Annotated in this window: 12 protein-coding genes and 2 pseudogenes; 7 read left to right on the top strand and 7 right to left on the bottom strand. The window is 65.9% G+C overall.

The genetic code is table 11. The features are described 5' to 3' along the window. The first annotated feature begins 90 nt into the window (after window positions 1-90). The gene (locus JOE48_RS16670) at window positions 91-1,218 is read left to right on the top strand and encodes a winged helix-turn-helix domain-containing protein (RefSeq protein ID WP_245252854.1); all 1,128 of its coding nucleotides are present in this window, start codon (window positions 91-93) and stop codon (window positions 1,216-1,218) included. 15 nt (window positions 1,219-1,233) lie between these two features. Here the strand turns inward: JOE48_RS16670 and JOE48_RS16675 are convergent, their stop codons facing one another. Both JOE48_RS16675 and JOE48_RS30840 read right to left on the bottom strand, forming a co-directional pair. Beyond that, entirely contained in the window at window positions 1,234-1,749 is a 516-nt protein-coding gene (locus tag JOE48_RS16675) for an STM3941 family protein (protein ID WP_312893252.1), read from the bottom strand. A 169-nt stretch (window positions 1,750-1,918) separates the two neighbouring features. After that, the gene (locus tag JOE48_RS30840; RefSeq protein WP_280921322.1) at window positions 1,919-2,044 is read right to left on the bottom strand and encodes a hypothetical protein; all 126 of its coding nucleotides are present in this window, start codon (window positions 2,042-2,044) and stop codon (window positions 1,919-1,921) included. 502 nt (window positions 2,045-2,546) lie between these two features. Between JOE48_RS30840 and JOE48_RS16680 the strand changes: the two genes are divergently transcribed. The 4 genes from JOE48_RS16680 to JOE48_RS30370 all read left to right on the top strand — a co-directional run bounded on the left by JOE48_RS16680 (window position 2,547) and on the right by JOE48_RS30370 (window position 6,365). After that, window positions 2,547-4,553, top strand: coding sequence for an elongation factor G (locus JOE48_RS16680; RefSeq protein ID WP_210031495.1), 2,007 nt, complete (start codon window positions 2,547-2,549; stop codon window positions 4,551-4,553). Between the two features lie 425 nt (window positions 4,554-4,978). Further along, entirely contained in the window at window positions 4,979-5,191 is a 213-nt protein-coding gene (locus JOE48_RS16685; protein WP_210031497.1) for a hypothetical protein, read from the top strand. A gap of 153 nt (window positions 5,192-5,344) precedes the next feature. Further along, the gene (locus tag JOE48_RS16690; RefSeq protein ID WP_210031499.1) at window positions 5,345-5,527 is read left to right on the top strand and encodes a hypothetical protein; all 183 of its coding nucleotides are present in this window, start codon (window positions 5,345-5,347) and stop codon (window positions 5,525-5,527) included. A 532-nt stretch (window positions 5,528-6,059) separates the two neighbouring features. Beyond that, window positions 6,060-6,365: a hypothetical protein gene (locus JOE48_RS30370; protein WP_245252855.1), complete on the top strand. Its 306-nt coding sequence runs from the start codon at window positions 6,060-6,062 to the stop codon at window positions 6,363-6,365. A gap of 1,633 nt (window positions 6,366-7,998) precedes the next feature. Here the strand turns inward: JOE48_RS30370 and istB (JOE48_RS16705) are convergent. The 3 genes and pseudogenes from istB (JOE48_RS16705) to JOE48_RS16715 all read right to left on the bottom strand — a co-directional run. Then, window positions 7,999-8,745 (bottom strand): IS21-like element helper ATPase IstB, encoded by a 747-nt coding sequence (gene istB / locus JOE48_RS16705; protein ID WP_210031503.1) that lies wholly within the window; start codon window positions 8,743-8,745, stop codon window positions 7,999-8,001. 9 nt (window positions 8,746-8,754) lie between these two features. Then, window positions 8,755-9,363, bottom strand: coding sequence for a Mu transposase domain-containing protein (locus JOE48_RS16710; protein WP_409518636.1), 609 nt, complete (start codon window positions 9,361-9,363; stop codon window positions 8,755-8,757). Window positions 9,364-9,468: 105 nt separating this feature from the next. Continuing rightward, a pseudogene (locus JOE48_RS16715) lies at window positions 9,469-9,693 on the bottom strand (ATP-binding protein); the annotation flags it as partial. Window positions 9,694-9,914: 221 nt separating this feature from the next. On the opposite strand from JOE48_RS16715, the gene istA (JOE48_RS16720) reads away from it, so the two are divergent. Beyond that, window positions 9,915-11,399, top strand: coding sequence for an IS21 family transposase (gene istA / locus JOE48_RS16720; RefSeq protein ID WP_409518549.1), 1,485 nt, complete (start codon window positions 9,915-9,917; stop codon window positions 11,397-11,399). Then, on the top strand, window positions 11,396-12,220 hold the full coding sequence (istB, locus tag JOE48_RS16725; protein ID WP_053611553.1) for an IS21-like element helper ATPase IstB: 825 nt from the start codon (window positions 11,396-11,398) through the stop codon (window positions 12,218-12,220). The genes istA (JOE48_RS16720) and istB (JOE48_RS16725) overlap by 4 nt, the downstream gene beginning before the upstream one ends. Window positions 12,221-12,348: 128 nt before the next feature. Here the strand turns inward: istB (JOE48_RS16725) and istB (JOE48_RS16730) are convergent. Then, a pseudogene (gene istB, locus JOE48_RS16730) lies at window positions 12,349-12,975 on the bottom strand (IS21-like element helper ATPase IstB); the annotation flags it as partial. Beyond that, window positions 12,972-14,471 (bottom strand): IS21 family transposase, encoded by a 1,500-nt coding sequence (gene istA, locus JOE48_RS16735; RefSeq protein WP_210025731.1) that lies wholly within the window; start codon window positions 14,469-14,471, stop codon window positions 12,972-12,974. The gene istA (JOE48_RS16735) and the pseudogene istB (JOE48_RS16730), both read right to left, overlap by 4 nt. Between the last annotated feature and the right edge of the window lie 132 nt (window positions 14,472-14,603).

Here is a 14,603-nt window from a genome sequence, read left to right on the forward strand (position 1 = left end):
GAACTTTCCGATCTGGAGGCGCGCCGTATCGCGCTCACGGCCCAGGGCTTCGGTTCGCGTCGCCGCCGGCCGGCGGTCGGTGCCGCCGCCATGCGCCGCGAGATCGGCCGGCTGGGCCTTCTCCAGATCGACAGCGTGAACGTCCTCGTCCGCGCCCACTACATGCCGCTGTTCTCGCGCCTGGGTCCGTACGATCGCGGCGCGCTCGACACCCTGGCGATCGCCCAGTCGAAGTGCTTCTTCGAGTACTGGGGCCACGAGGCGTCCCTCCTGCCCATCGACCTGCATCCCCTGCTGCGCTGGCGCATGGAACGCGCCCGCGGCGGCCGCTGCGTCTGGAGCCGGCTCGAACCGTTCGCGGGCGAGCGGCGCGCGGAGGCCGACGCTCTGCTCACCCGCATCGAGAGCGGGGGCCCCCTGGCGGCGTCCGATGTGTCGGGCCCCAAGGCGTCCAAGGGCATGTGGAACTGGAGCGATGCCAAGCACGCGCTCGAATGGCTGTTCTGGGCGGGCCTGATCGCGTCGACGCATCGACGGGGCAGCTTCGAGCGCGTTTATGACCTGCCCGAGCGGGTGCTGCCCCGGGCCGCCCTCGCACGACCGACCCCGGATCCGGTGGACGCCCGGCGCGAGCTCGTCGCACGGTCCGCGGCGGCGCTCGGCGTGGCGACCGCGAACGACCTGCGCGACTACTACCGCCTCTCGCCGGCCGATGCCCGCCTGCCCATCGAGCAGCTCGTCGAGGCCGGCGTCCTCGTTCCGGTGCACGTCCGCGGCTGGCAGCAGCAGGCCTACCTGCACAAGGATGCCCGGCCCGGACGCCGGCATGCTGGCGCGGCGCTCCTCTCGCCGTTCGACCCGGTCGTCTGGCACCGCCCGAGGACGGAGCGGCTCTTCGGCTTCCGGTATCGATTGGAGATCTACACGCCGGCGCACAAGCGCGAGCATGGCTACTACGTGCTGCCGTTCCTCATGGACGGCGCGCTCGTCGCCAGGGTCGACCTGAAGGCGGACCGACGGGCCGGGGCGCTGATCGTCCTGCGCGCGCATCGAGAGCCGGGTGCGCCAGCGGCTACGATGGAGCGGATGCTCGCGGAATTGCGGTTGATGGCCTCGTGGCTCGGCCTGTCCGATGTCGTGATCTCGTCGACAGCCGGGCTGGAGAGCCGTGATTGCCGGGTCAGTTCCCGGAAGAGCGACCGGGCGGCGATGGAATAGCCGGCGGACTCCAGGCTACGCGCCACGCCGGTCCGCGGACACCGCCTCGGCCAATGCCGGGAAGCCGCCGCGCAGATCGGCCGCCGTCATCCAGTACCCGGACCGCCCGAAGACCCGGTTCAGTTTGGCCTTGCGGCGCGCGCCCTTCGTCCAGGGCAGATGCGCGTCGGCCGCCGGGTCGATCTCCAGCACCAGCATGCGCTGCCGCTGGATCTGCATCGGCGTCACGCTGCGGATCGTCTTCCAGGGGATCCAGTCGGTCGACAGCCTGCGATCGTAGATCCCACGCGGCCCGACGGACACCACCGGTTTCGACTGGAACAGCTTGGGGAAGATCAGCACCGTGCAGAGGCCGAAGAACGCGACGCCGGCATAGGCCTCGAACTCGGCGAAGCTTCCGGGCGTCACGGCCGTGCGCCCGATTGTCGGGTGCGCATAGATCAGCCAGCCGGCGAAGGCCGTGAAGCCGACGGAGGCCAGGAAGAGGCCGATGGCCCGCCACGGCGAGCGATGGATCTCGACGACATCCACGTAGGCGAACTCCGCAATGCGATGGGCTGACCTGCGCCACGTTGCCCCTCGGGAGAGCGACTATCGCCCATTCGAAGGCGATTTCTTAGCCGATGGTAGGCGACTTCCTGCATGATCCAGTCCGAGAACGCCTCGGCGCGAACACGTTCGAGGTGGTTCTCTACCTTGTTCAGGCAGGCTCGGACGAAGTAGCCTTCGCCGCGACGGCCTCAGCGCGGATCAGCGGGGCGACATTCCTGACCTGAATCTTCTCGACAATCGAGAGCAGGTGCGCGCGATCCTCGGTCTTACGCATGGAGCTGCCGGAGCGTCCGCTTCGGAGAGCACGGCAGTGTGCACCGAATGACCGGGTTGGGCGCCAAGCCGAACGTCCGGTTCTGCGCGCGCTGACGATCCGGCGTGGCGTAGTCTGGCCGAAAGCTGCCGGTCCGCTTCCAACCCGGCAAGGCGGTGAAGCGGACCTTCTGCGCAGCTTGGACTAATTACACAAAGTGGCCTTGAGTAGGGGCGCGGATTCCCATTGACGATGGCAATTCTCACCCCACGCCGCCGCTTCCTCGCGACCTCGCTGGTAGCCCCCGGCGCTACCGCTCTTGGCGGCTGTGACCGCTTCGCCGGAGCCGACGTCGACCGCGTTTCGGGTATGCCTGCCGGTCGGTGAAGTCACCGTTCGATTGTCATGCGCAGTCGCCGTCGTTACTCGACTTCCCGCTTTTCCTCTGCGGTCACAGGGATCACGATCGAGCGAAGCGGGGCTCATTGCGGCTCCCCCAGAAACCTGCGGAAGGAAACATCCAATGGTCGGGCAACCGCGCTGTATCGCCCTCGTCGGTCCCTCGCAGAGCGGCAAAAGTCTGTTGCTCGATGCGTTGATACGGCGATGCGAGCCCGGCCAATCCAGCATCGCAAACGAGAGCCGGTCGGTACAGCCGGAGGCGAATGGCCGTGCCTACGCGATCAGCATCGAGCCGACGCTGACCGCTCTGCGCTTCCTTGGCGACGACTTCACCCTCGTCGACTGCCCAGGTTCGGTCGAGTTCGCGCAATCCGGCAAAGCTGTTCTGGACGTGTGCGATATGGCTGTCGTCGTCTGCGAGCCCGACGAACGTCGGCTCCCCGCCGTGCAGGTCGTGCTGCACGGGCTTGAGGAGCGCGGGGTCCCGCACCTCTTGTTCGTCAACAAGATCGACACGGCGACGCAAGGCCTGCGCGAGACCCTGGCCGCACTGCAGTCCGTGTCTCGCATCCCGCTCCTGCTGCGGCAGATCCCTATATGGCGCGACGGAACAGCGGCCGGCTTCATCGACCTCGCTCTCGAACGCGCGTTCATCTACCGCGATCAGGCGCCGAGTACCCGGATGGATCTACCGGACGGAGAGCTGCCTCGGGAGAAGGAAGACCGATTCACGCTCCTAGAGCGCCTTGCCGATCACGACGACATCTTGATGGAGCAGCTCATCACCGACGCCGAGCCGGCGCGCGACCGCGTCATGGCAGACCTCGCCCGGGAGTTGCGGACCGGTCAGGCGGTCTCCATGCTCATCGGGTCCGCACAACGCGGCAACGGGCTGCTCCGGTTGCTCAAGGCACTCCGGCACGAGGCTCCGCGCATTGACGGCACGCGCGCGCGCATCGGCTTGCCCGATGACGGACCCGCGGTCGCGCAGGTGATCCTAACGCGGCATTCCGCTTTCGGCGGCAAGATCTCGGTATGCCGGGTGTTGCGTGGCAGCTTCCGGGAGGGTGATGCCGTTTTGGCAGGCCAGGGTACGACGACGCGGATCGGCGGTTTCCTCGCTGCCGACAGGCCTCAGAGCGGCAAGATCCCCTCTGTCGACGCGGGCGAGACATGCGGTTTCACCCGGCTCGAGAGTATCGCGACCGGACAGCGGTTCTCGACGCAGACGTTGGAGGAGCAGGATAGCCTGCCCACTCCTAAGCAAGTCTGCGCGACCGCGCTTCAGCTGCGGGATCGGAAGGACGACGTGCGCCTCAATTCCGCGCTCGCCAAGCTCGTCGAGGAAGATCCCGGCTTGAAGGTGGAGCACCGGGCGGATCTGGAGGAGGTCCAGCTCCTCGGCCAGGGCGACATGCATCTGAGGGTCGCGATAGAGCGGCTGGCCGACCGTTTCGGTATGCGGGTAGAGCGCGGTCGGCCGAAGGTGGATTACCGCGAGACGATTCGAAAGCCCGCCCGCGGACACGGGCGGCATAAGAAGCAGACCGGCGGCCATGGACAATTCGCGGACGTCCATCTCGCCGTCCGGCCTCTGCCGAGCGGCGAGGGCTTCGTGTTCGAGGACGCAGTCGTCGGTGGCGCGGTACCGCGCAAGTTTATACCATCGGTAGAGGCTGGGGCACGCGCCTATCTGCGTCGGGGACCTCTCGGCTTCCCGGTCGAGGATCTCGCGGTGACGCTGACCGATGGCGCCTTCCACGCGGTCGACTCGTCAGACGCCGCCTTTCAGGCTGCCACGCGCTTGGCCCTGGACGACGCATTAGCGAAGGCGGAACCCGTCCTACTCGAGCCCGTATGGGCAATCGAGATTGTGATGCCGTCATCCGCTACCGCCAAAGCTACGGGTTTGGTCACGGGCCGCCGGGGCCAGATCCTGGGCTTTGATGCGCGGCCTGATTGGGCCGGCTGGGACGTGTTGAATGCCCTAATACCCGAGGCCGAAACATCGGATCTCATTGTCGAGCTTCGGTCTCTGACCAGCGGCGTCGGCAGCTTCACGTCTCGCTTCGATCATCGCGCGGAGCTTACCGGCCGACCGGCAGAGCTGCTGCTGCATCTAGCCTGAGTGGGACGGATGACCAATCGCGCCTTTAGGATAATGACGAGAGCGGCGCACCCACGATCACGGCCACGCTGAGCGTGATCAGTCCAAAGTTGCGACTTCGGAGACGCCGCCGAATGCCGCAGACTGGCCGAGATGGGCGCAAAGCCGAGCGGCTGTCATTGCGTGCAGTCGCCATCCGGCGTGGCTAGGTCTGGCTGATTGCGGCGCGGCCGCTTTCGGCGTTGAAACCGGAGGAGCGGACCTTTATTGCGGCTCAGGCAGTCGTTTCAAAGTGCACCGTCCGGACTTTCTGCCCCGTCAGTCCGGAAGTCCGCTCCGGAAGAAGCGGATTTGGAAACGTGGGCGCCATCCAGCCCATCCGCTGCGAGCTTGCCGGCACAAGACACGGTGATTGCGCGTTCTCTTCCTACTGGAGGGGTCGCGCAATGAGACTGCCCAAGAAGCTAGCCCGTGTGCTCTCCGACGAGATCCAAGGTGAGTACCACCTCACCTTCGAGGCTGAAGATGGAGAAGTCTTTCGCGTCCGCGCGAGCGAGCAGCAGGTCGCGGACCTAATCCAAGAGTTGGACGACCTCCTCGGCGATGACGCCGAAGAGGAAGACGAAGTGACTGAGCACAAGGAGATGGGTGACGAATAGCACGTGGGCCGGCAAACTTCGGGATGCGTGTGGCTGCCGAGGATTAGCGGGTGAGGCGAACCAAGTGGGCTGGCAATTGGCGCGAGACTGGACTGGTGAGCGTCAGCGGTCGGGTCTATCCTGATCCCGGGGCGCCGCAATGCGGAGGTCAGCATGACCTTCATCGTCACAGGGTTAAGCGTATCGGGTCCGGCTCTGATTGGCTGCGACTCCGAGATCGGCGCGCTGGAGAAGGCCGCGGAGCTGATCCGAGCCGGCTTCGCCAATGTCCTGATCGCGGACGGAAAGGGCGTCCAATACACGCCTAGCCAGTTCCTCCGCGCGTTCCATCTCTGATCAGGGATGCGAAGGGCCTATAGGAGGATCCGATGCGCGAGAACCTAGCCTTGCCACTCGTCCTAGCAGTCGTTTTCACGGCCGGCTGCATCCTGATCCAACGGCTTGAGCAATATGCCGAGCGCGTTGAAGACGTGTTGACCTTGGCGTTCTTGATTGTGGCTGGACTGTCGACGATTGCATTGCTCGGGCGCTACGCCGATGGCGCGCGTGCCTTTCCGCGGTCTCCACCCAGCCAAATGCAGACTTCGGAAGCACCGCCATTGTTGCTCAAGTCCGGAATAAAAGGGAGCATTTGGTACCGGCCGAGATCTAGGCAGTCATGCTGTTGAGCGCTTAGGTTGCTTCGAGTGGGCTCTGGCCAATTCTGGGCGCGTAAAAATAAATTTCCGCGAGCCTGAATTTTTATGTACCAACGCCAGAAGATGATTTATCATCAGCGCAATAGCTTGAGTTGAAGCTTGGCCAACGCGCAGTTATTCGAAGAGTACGAAGTCGTTTCGGCGAGGCCTTAGAACGCGAGGAGGTGCTCATGGTGTTTTTCGCGCTTCTCTTCGTGAGCCTCGCTCTCCTCGGCGCATGCGTTGGCATCGGCGCTATCGGCCAGCCCATGTATGGCCAAGCGCTAAACAGCTACGGCTGGGGGCTCTGCGTCAACGGCGCGGCTCTCGCCGTCTTCTTCGTAATCACGTGGGTTCGGCGCGTGCGGCGCAGAACAACAGGAGTGAATTCACGTCATCCCCATGACGCCGGCATAGTGAGCTTTCGCATGCGAACACTACATCTGATCGAGATAGTCGCACTGATAAGCGTGGCTTCGCTCCCCGCCCTCGCCTAAACTGCGGATCAGACGGGCACAGGTGGTGGGCCCGCCACGACGGTAACGGCGCCGCATACCGCCGCGACAGGACAAACGGTGCCGAACCCGCGCGTGGTCACCCCGAACGAAACCAGCATCGAGCGACGCTCCCGGGAGGAAGAGCAAGTAGACGCCATCACTCGGGGCATTTGTATCGACTGCTCACGCTGACCGGCCAAAGCGTCGCGCACTTTACTGGCGAGAACAGGTGCTCGCAGCCCGCATTTTTCCTTGAGGCACAAGGCCTCCTGCCGCGCTCGTGCGAGGAAAGCTATAGAAGGCGACTTCGGTCTTGATGTCCGATTCGAAGTTGCCGACCAAAGCCGCTGAATGGCCGAGATGGGCGCCAAGCGGCCGGCCGAATCTGGCTGACAGCCGCCGGTCTGCTTCGTAGCAGACCCGCTGCAAATGCGGACAGTCTCCTATCGACCCATGTCAGTCGCTCGGGCTGTCCTAAAGCCGCCGACCGCGTTCTCATCAGGTCTCAACAGTGCGACAGCCTGACGCAAGTTGTTACATATGTGACTTTCGCGGTGTCGGTGGCTCGGCTTAATTGGGTGCGTCGGCGACTCGTAAGTTCTGGTAGTGCCGGCCGGTGCCGCGTCGAGACTTGAGAATTTTTCGGTAGTGAGGGCGCACCATGAACATGGAAGACGTTCCGATCTGGATGAAACGCTGCATCAAACGGCGGATGGCTAGAAATACCGAGCGGAAAGTCGATATTCCGACACTGACAAGTAGCAATTCATCAAATCAGGGCTATGAAGGCCGATCGACGCTGCCGAGCAACATTGTTTTGTTTCCGGGATCGCTGCGCCTAAGAATACAACAGATTAAATAGACATGATCAAAGTACACTGGTCGGCGCAGGTGAAAACCAATCTCTGTGCCGCCTGATCGCGCAGCGGCGCAGAAGCCAAAGATACAGTACGCCCTAGCTGAGCTCAGCTGAGTCGGCAGCCGCGCCAGCGGTCGGGATACCTGCGTGGTGCCCCACGCGTCGCTACCGCGTGGGGTCTCGATCCCGCGCTCCGTTAGACTGACGCGCTGCACTCAACCTTTCCCTGATGTCCCAACTGTTCCACGTGTCCCAGCCGTCCCATCAGACTGTGGATCGGCGACCAAGGCGAACCCACGCGTCCGCCTCGGGTAAAGCACTGAGATGTTTGAATTTTGGTCCGCAAAAGTGGGCACCTATTGGACGCCGATCGGCGTCCAATAGGTGCCCACCTCAGCGGAAAAAATATCCTTCACATCAAATATTTAGATGTAGCGCGAGAGTGGGTTCGCCTTGGACGCCGATCCACAGCCTGCCCGCCGATGATCCGCTGGACTATGCTTGCTACAGCGGTCGAGTTCGACGGCGAGAGCTTGAGCGTGTTGCCGCCCGCGAGCACGGCCGCATCAGCTGCATTCTGCATCTGGCTCCGACGATAGAGCTCGGCTGCGTATTCCGGTGAAGGTGATGGGCTGTTCCGGCCGATGGTGATCATCGGTTCCGGCGTTCGTGATGGCCGAGGACGCCCCCAGGACGGGCTCGATCGGCGACGCGACTGCCTCTCTCACTGACGGTTGTTGTGTGCGCCGGCAGAGTCGTGCCGGTCAAGGTCGTTCAAGCCTCGTTCGTCTCCCGTGCGCCGCGTTTGCGCAGGCTCTCGCCCCGGAGCTCGATGCGATGGGCGGTGTGAAGAACACGGTCCAAGATCGCGTCGGCCAAGGTGGGGTCACCCACGACGTCGTGCCAAGCTGAGATCGGAACTTGGCTGGTGATCAGCAGCGAGCCGCGATCGTAGCGGTCGTCGACGATCTCCAGAAGGTCGCGCCTCTGCTCGGCGGTGAGCGGCTCGGGTCCCCAATCGTCGATGATGATCAACTGCGTGCGTTCGATCTGGGTCATGAACCGCGCCAGCCGGCCCTCGCCGCGCGCCTGGGCGAGGTCGGCAAACAGGCGCGGCGCGCGCCGGTAGACAACCGAGATCCCGTCGCGGCAGGCCTTGTGGCCGAGCGCGCAGGCCAGCCAACTCTTGCCCGTGCCGGTCGGGCCGGTGATCGCGACGTGGCGATGCTCACGGATCCATGCCCCCGTCGCGAGCGCCTGGAACAGGGAGCGGTCGAGCCCGCGCGGCGTGCGGTAGTCCACGTTCTCGACGGCCGCGGCCTGGCGCAGCTTGGCGACCTGCAGCCGGCGCGCCAAGCGGCGGTTGTCGCGCACGCTCGCCTCCCGGTCGACGAGCAAGCCGAGCCAGTCGGCATGCGGCAGCTCAGCGGCTTGCGGGTTGTTCTGCAACTCCAGCAGCGCGTCAGCCATGGCGCTGAGACCGAGCCCGCGCAGGCGCTCGGCGGTGGGATGGATCAGCATGGTCTCTCCTCAATGGTAGTAGTCGGGGCCGCGGATGTTGGCGTGGACCAGGACGGGGGTGTCGTCCGTGGTGGGCAGAGCCTTCGCCTCGGACCGGTTCGTCAGGATCGCGGCCACCGAGGTGTAGGAGCGCGTGTTCAGGCAAAGCGCCCGCGCGCACGCCGCATCGACCCGCTCGGCCCCGTAGCGCTTGACCAGGCCGATGATGCCGATGGCGGAGCGGAAGCCCTGCTCCGGGTGAGGCCGCGTGCGCAGAATCACCGCGATGAGACTGGCCGCATCCGGACCGATCCGGGCGGCCTCACGCCCGATGCGCTCGAGCGTCCAGTCGCGATAGCGCCGGTGTGAACTGGGCATGTGCTCGGGCAGCGTGGTTTGCCGATGCGGACGGGTCGAGCGCAGGTGCGAGGCGACGCGCGTGCCGCGATGGAACAGCTCGACGGTGCTCGTGGTGATGCGGGCCTCGACCTCCTGGCGCAGCAGGCCGAAGGGCACGCTGTAGAAGTGGCGGGCGATCTCGACATGGTAGTCGAGCCCGACCCGGCAGCGCTTCCACTCGGCATAGGCGTAAGGCTCGTCCGGCAGCGGCGTCAGCGCCGGTGTAAAGGGCGGACCAATTCCAGGCCGCCGTGTCGGAGCAAAATCAGGCCACTGGCAACGTGCAGCTCGAACGAAGAAGGGGCCCGATCGGGCCCCTTCTTCGTTCGTCGCCGATCGTAAGGGTCAGGCCGGCGGGATCTCGCCCGTCTCGGGGTCGTGAGGATCGGCGGTGGCCTGGTTTTGCTCCGCCCCTTCGGCCCGGCCGCGCCGGCTGCGGGAAGTTTTGAGGCGGTAGCTGTTGCCGTTCAGGCTCAGGATGCTGACGTGGTGGGTCAGCCGGTCGAGCAGCGCGCCCGTGAGCCGTTCCGAGCCCAGAACTGACGTCCAGTCCTCAAACGGGAGGTTCGTGCAGCGCGGCAATCAGGATGAGACCAGCGCGTCAATCAAGATGAGAGGAACCGCCGATCTGATGACGCAAGGAGGGCAGAGCCCGACCGGAGGCATCGGATCGGCGTCGGCGTGACCTTCAGGGGCACGTCGTCTGGTGATCGCGGCCACCGGGCCAGCTGCGGGTCGTCCTCAGTTTGAGGAGCCTGCCCGTGCCCGGCCGCCACGTGACCGATCACCAGATGAGGCTCTTCATGCAGTTCCGTCAGAGCGACAGCGTCGCTGCGGCCGCCGCCAAGGCCGCCTTCAGTCCCGCCACCGGCCATCGCATTGCCGCCGATCCGCGTCTGCCCTCGGCTAAGAAGACCCCGCGCGGACGGCGTCGGCCCGATCCCCTCGCCGAGGTGTTCGAGGCCGAGATCGTGCCATTGCTCGAAGCCGCGCCCGGCCTGAGGCCGGTGGCCGTCTTCGAGGAGATCCTGCGCCGTCATCCCGATCTCGGTGAAGGGGTCCGACGGACACTGGAGCGGCGTATCCGGGCTTGGCGCGCCGTGCACGGAGCCGACCAGGACGTCATCTTTCGTCAGACCCACGAGCCCGGGCGGATGGGACTGTCGGACTTTACCGACATGGCCGATCTCGGCGTCAGCATCGCTGGGCTGCGCCTCGACCATCGGCTCTACCACTTCCGGCTCGCCTACTCCGGCTTCGAGCACGCCCACGTCGTGCTCGGCGGCGAGAGCTTCGTGGCGCTCGCCGAAGGGCTGCAGAATGCCCTCTGGTCTCTCGGCGGCGTGCCGCGCGAGCACCGCACCGACAGCCTCTCGGCCGCCTTCCGCAACCTCGACGAGGCCGCCCAGGAGGATCTCACCCGCCGCTACGAGGCCCTGTGCGCCCACTACGGCATGACGCCCACCCGCAACAACGCCGGCCTCGCCCACGAGAACGGTTCGGTGGAGGGCCCGCACGGCCACCTCAAGCGGGCCCTCGCCGATGCGCTCCTGCTGCGCACCAGCACCAACTTCCCCGACCTGACCGCCTACCGCACCTTCGTCGACGAGCTCGTCGGACGCCGCAACGCCCGCCAAGCTAAGCGCATCGACAGCGAGCGGGCTGTCCTGGCGCGGCTGCCCGAGCGGCGCTCGTGCGACTACGAGCAGGTCAGCGTGCGCGTCTCCTCGGCCGGCGGGTTCCGCCTGCGCAAGGTGTTCTACACCGTGCCCTCGCGCCTGATCGGCCACACCCTGCGCGTGCGCCTCTACGACGACCGCCTCGACGTCTTCGTCGGCGGATCCCACCTCTTCACCCTGCCGCGGGGGCGGGCTCATCCGGACGGACGGCACGATCAGGTCGTCGACTACCACCACGTCATCCACGCCCTCCGGCGCAAGCCGATGGCGCTGCTCAACCTCGTCTACCGCGACCGGCTCTTCCCGCGGGCACCCTACCGGCACGCCTTTGAGTCCCTGCGCGCCGCGCTTCCGGAACGGCAGGCCTGCCGCATCGCCGTCGATTTACTTGCGCTGGCCCATGACCGCGGCTGCGAGGCCGAACTCGCCGAATGCCTGGCCGTCGAACTGGCCGCCAAGCGCCTGCCCGATCTAGCCGTCCTGCGTGCCCGCTTCGCACCCGATCCGGCTACCATCCCTCACGTCAACGTCGCCCTCGGCTCGCTGGCGAGCTACGAGAGCCTCCTCGACGGCGTCACGACGGGAGGGGCGGCATGAAGGCCCTGGCCCGCACCACCACCGCGGTCGACACCGCCCGGCTCGGGATCATGCTCGGTGAGCTGCGCCTGCCGACCATCAAGACCGTCTGGCCCCGCTTTGCCGAACAGGCCGACAAGGAGGGCTGGCCTGCCGCCCGCTTCCTCGCGGCGCTGGCCGAGCACGAGTTGGCCGAGCGCGACAGACGACGCATCGAGCGTCATCTCGCCGAGGCGCGCCTGCCACCCGGCAAGACGCTCGATGGCTTCGACTTCGCCGCCGTGCCGATGCTCTCGAAGGCTCAGGTCATGGCGGTCGCCGCCGGCGACGCTTGGCTGGCGCAGGGGGCCAACCTGCTCCTGTTCGGTCCACCTGGCGGTGGGAAGAGCCATCTCGCCGCCGCGATCGGGCTCGCTCTCGTCGAGGCCGGCTTCAAGGTGCTGTTCACCCGCACCACCGACCTCGTCCAGAAGCTGCAGGTCGCCCGGCGCGACCTCGGCCTGGAGGCGGCCATCGGCCGGCTCGACCGCTTCGACCTGCTGATCCTCGACGACCTCGCCTACGTCACCAAGGACCAAGCCGAAACGAGCGTGCTGTTCGAGCTGATCAGCGCCCGCTACGAGCGCCGCTCCCTGATGATCACCGCCAACCAGCCCTTCGGCGAGTGGGGTCGGATCTTCCCCGATCCGGCCATGACGCTCGCTGCCGTCGACCGGCTGGTGCACCATGCCACCATCTTCGAGATGAACGTCGAGAGCTACCGGCGTCGCACGGCCCTGGATCGGAAACGCGGTCCTGGTCGACCGCCAACTCGCGCGACAATCAAAACTGCCGATGCGTGACGCTCCGCGACACGAACCTGACCCGACGCCACCTTGCGCCGGTCGATCGACCCGCTCATCATCAACCCGCCGCGACACCGGTCACTCATCCTGATTGTCGCTGACATCTCATCCAGATCGCCGCGCTACAGGTTCGAGGTCACCACGGTCGAGCCACGCTCGTAGCGCTGCGAGAAGACCTCAAACAGCAACTCCGCCCCCGTCGACGACAGCGGCACGTAGCCGAGTTCGTCGACGATCAGGAGCTTGACCGCGGCTAGTTCGCGCTGAAGCCGGAGCAGACGACGCTCGTCGCGCGCCTCCAGGAGTTGGTTGACCAGCGAGGCCGCGGTGGTGAACGTGACCGAGAAGCCCTTCTGGCAAGCCGCCAAGCCGAGAGCCAAGGCGATGTGGGTCTTGCCAGTGCCCGAGTTGCCAAGTGCGATGACGTTCTCCCGGCCGAGGATGTAGCCACAGCGGGCCAGTTCCAGCACGAGCATCTTGTTCAGGCTCGGGATCGCGGCAAAGTCGAACGTGTCGAGGCTCTTCACCGCCGGGAAGCGCGCCGCCCGGATGCGGCGCTCGACCATGCGCCGCTCACGGTCGATCAGCTCCAGTTCAACCAGCCGCAACAGGTAGCGCGAGTGGTCCAGGCCGCTCTGAGCGCACTCGCGGGCAACCTTGTCGTACTCGCGCAGCACCGTGGGCAGCTTGAGCTGCTTGAGGTGGTGAGCCAGCAGGACGCCCGGCGTGGTCTCGTCGCGCGCCGGGCTCATGCGGCCACCTCCGGCACCAGCACGGCATAGTCGGCAGCCACGGTGGTCCGCACCGTGGTTCTGGGCAGGTGCGGATAGGCTGCCAGGTCGAGCCGGGGCGGTCGGTGCTCGAGTCGGGCCAGCGCAATCAGCTTGACCGCATCGAAGCCGATCGCCCCGAGCCGGATCGCCTCCGCGACGGCTGCGGCCACCACGTCCTTGGGCATCGCCTCCATCAGGCGCAGCACCTGGATGAACTCGCGCTTGCCCCGGTTGCCCATGCGCGCCTCCAGGAGATGGCGCAGGTGCTGGAACGCCTCGGGCAGATCCCAGTCCTGGAGGGCCGCCGCTTGGTCGAGGGCGTTCGGCTTGGTCTCGATCAGCGCGAGGTAGTGCAGCGGCTCGGAGACGAACACGCCGGTGCCGTAGCTGCGTTCGTGCCGGGCGATCTCGATCCCGCCGCACAGGATCACGACCTCGTCGACGAAGCCCTTCACCAGCACGTCCCGGAAGCCGTAGGCGGTGGGCACCGAGTAGTCGTTGCCGTGATAGCGCACCAGCGCGGTCGAGGAGACACGACCAGCCCGCTTCTCGCACGGCTCCAGCGGGACCGCCGGCAGGGCGCGCAGGACCGCACGGTCGGCCACGAGCCGCGTACCGATGAGCTCGGCAGACCGACCGGCACACTCATCCTGCCGGACTCGGCAGCGTCGCTCCAGATCAGCGTTCAGCGCCTCGAACGAAGCTGCCTCCGGAGCCGGGGTCATGAAGTTGGACCGGGCGAACTTGACCAGCCCTTCGACTTTGCCCTTGTCGTTGCCCCTGCCCGGACGGCCGAAGCGGTCGCGGAACAGGTAGTGGCTCACCAACTCGGTGAAGGCGCGCGTGCGCTCGCGCTGCCCGTCACCGCAGATCTTGGCGACCGCGATCTTCGTGTTGTCGTACAGGATCGACAGCGGCACGCCCGTGAAGAAGGCGAAGGCGGCGACGTGCCCGTCGAGGAACGCCTCGGTGGTCTCCCGCGGATATGCCTTCACGAAGCAGGCGTCGGAGTGCGGCAGGTCCATGCAGAAGAAATGGATCTTGCGACGCACGCCGCCGATCGTGGCCACCGCCTCGCCGAAGTCAACCTGGGCATGGCCAGGCGGGTGGGCCAGCGGCACGAAGGTCTCCCGCCCCTGCGATCGGCAGATCCGCACGTGGTCCTTCACCACCGTGTAGCCGCCGGCATAGCCGTGCTCGTCGCGTAAACGCTCGAAGATCCGCTTGGCCGTGTGCCGCTGCTTGATCGGCGCGCTTCGGTCCGTTTCCAGGATGGCCGTGATCACCGGCAGAAGAGGCCCAAGCTTCGGCTTCTCGACCGGCTTCGAGCGCGTATAGCCCGGCGGCAGGGAGAACCGGCACATCTTGGCGATCGTCTCTCGGCTCAGCCCGAACACTCGAGCCGCCTCACGCCGAGAGTTGCCCTCGATAAACACGAACTGCCGAACGGCCGCGTAGACTTCCACGGCAAACATCCCCAGCTCCTCTCGAAAGAGAAGCTTCTCCACTGGCCGGCTTTTACGCCGCCCGCATCAGCACGACGCCGACGCTCCAGTGGATGGTTTTGTCACCGCCCTACACACTCATAACCTGAAGGTCACAGGTTC

It is taken from the genome of Methylobacterium sp. PvR107 (genome assembly GCF_017833295.1).
Lineage (GTDB): Bacteria > Pseudomonadota > Alphaproteobacteria > Rhizobiales > Beijerinckiaceae > Methylobacterium.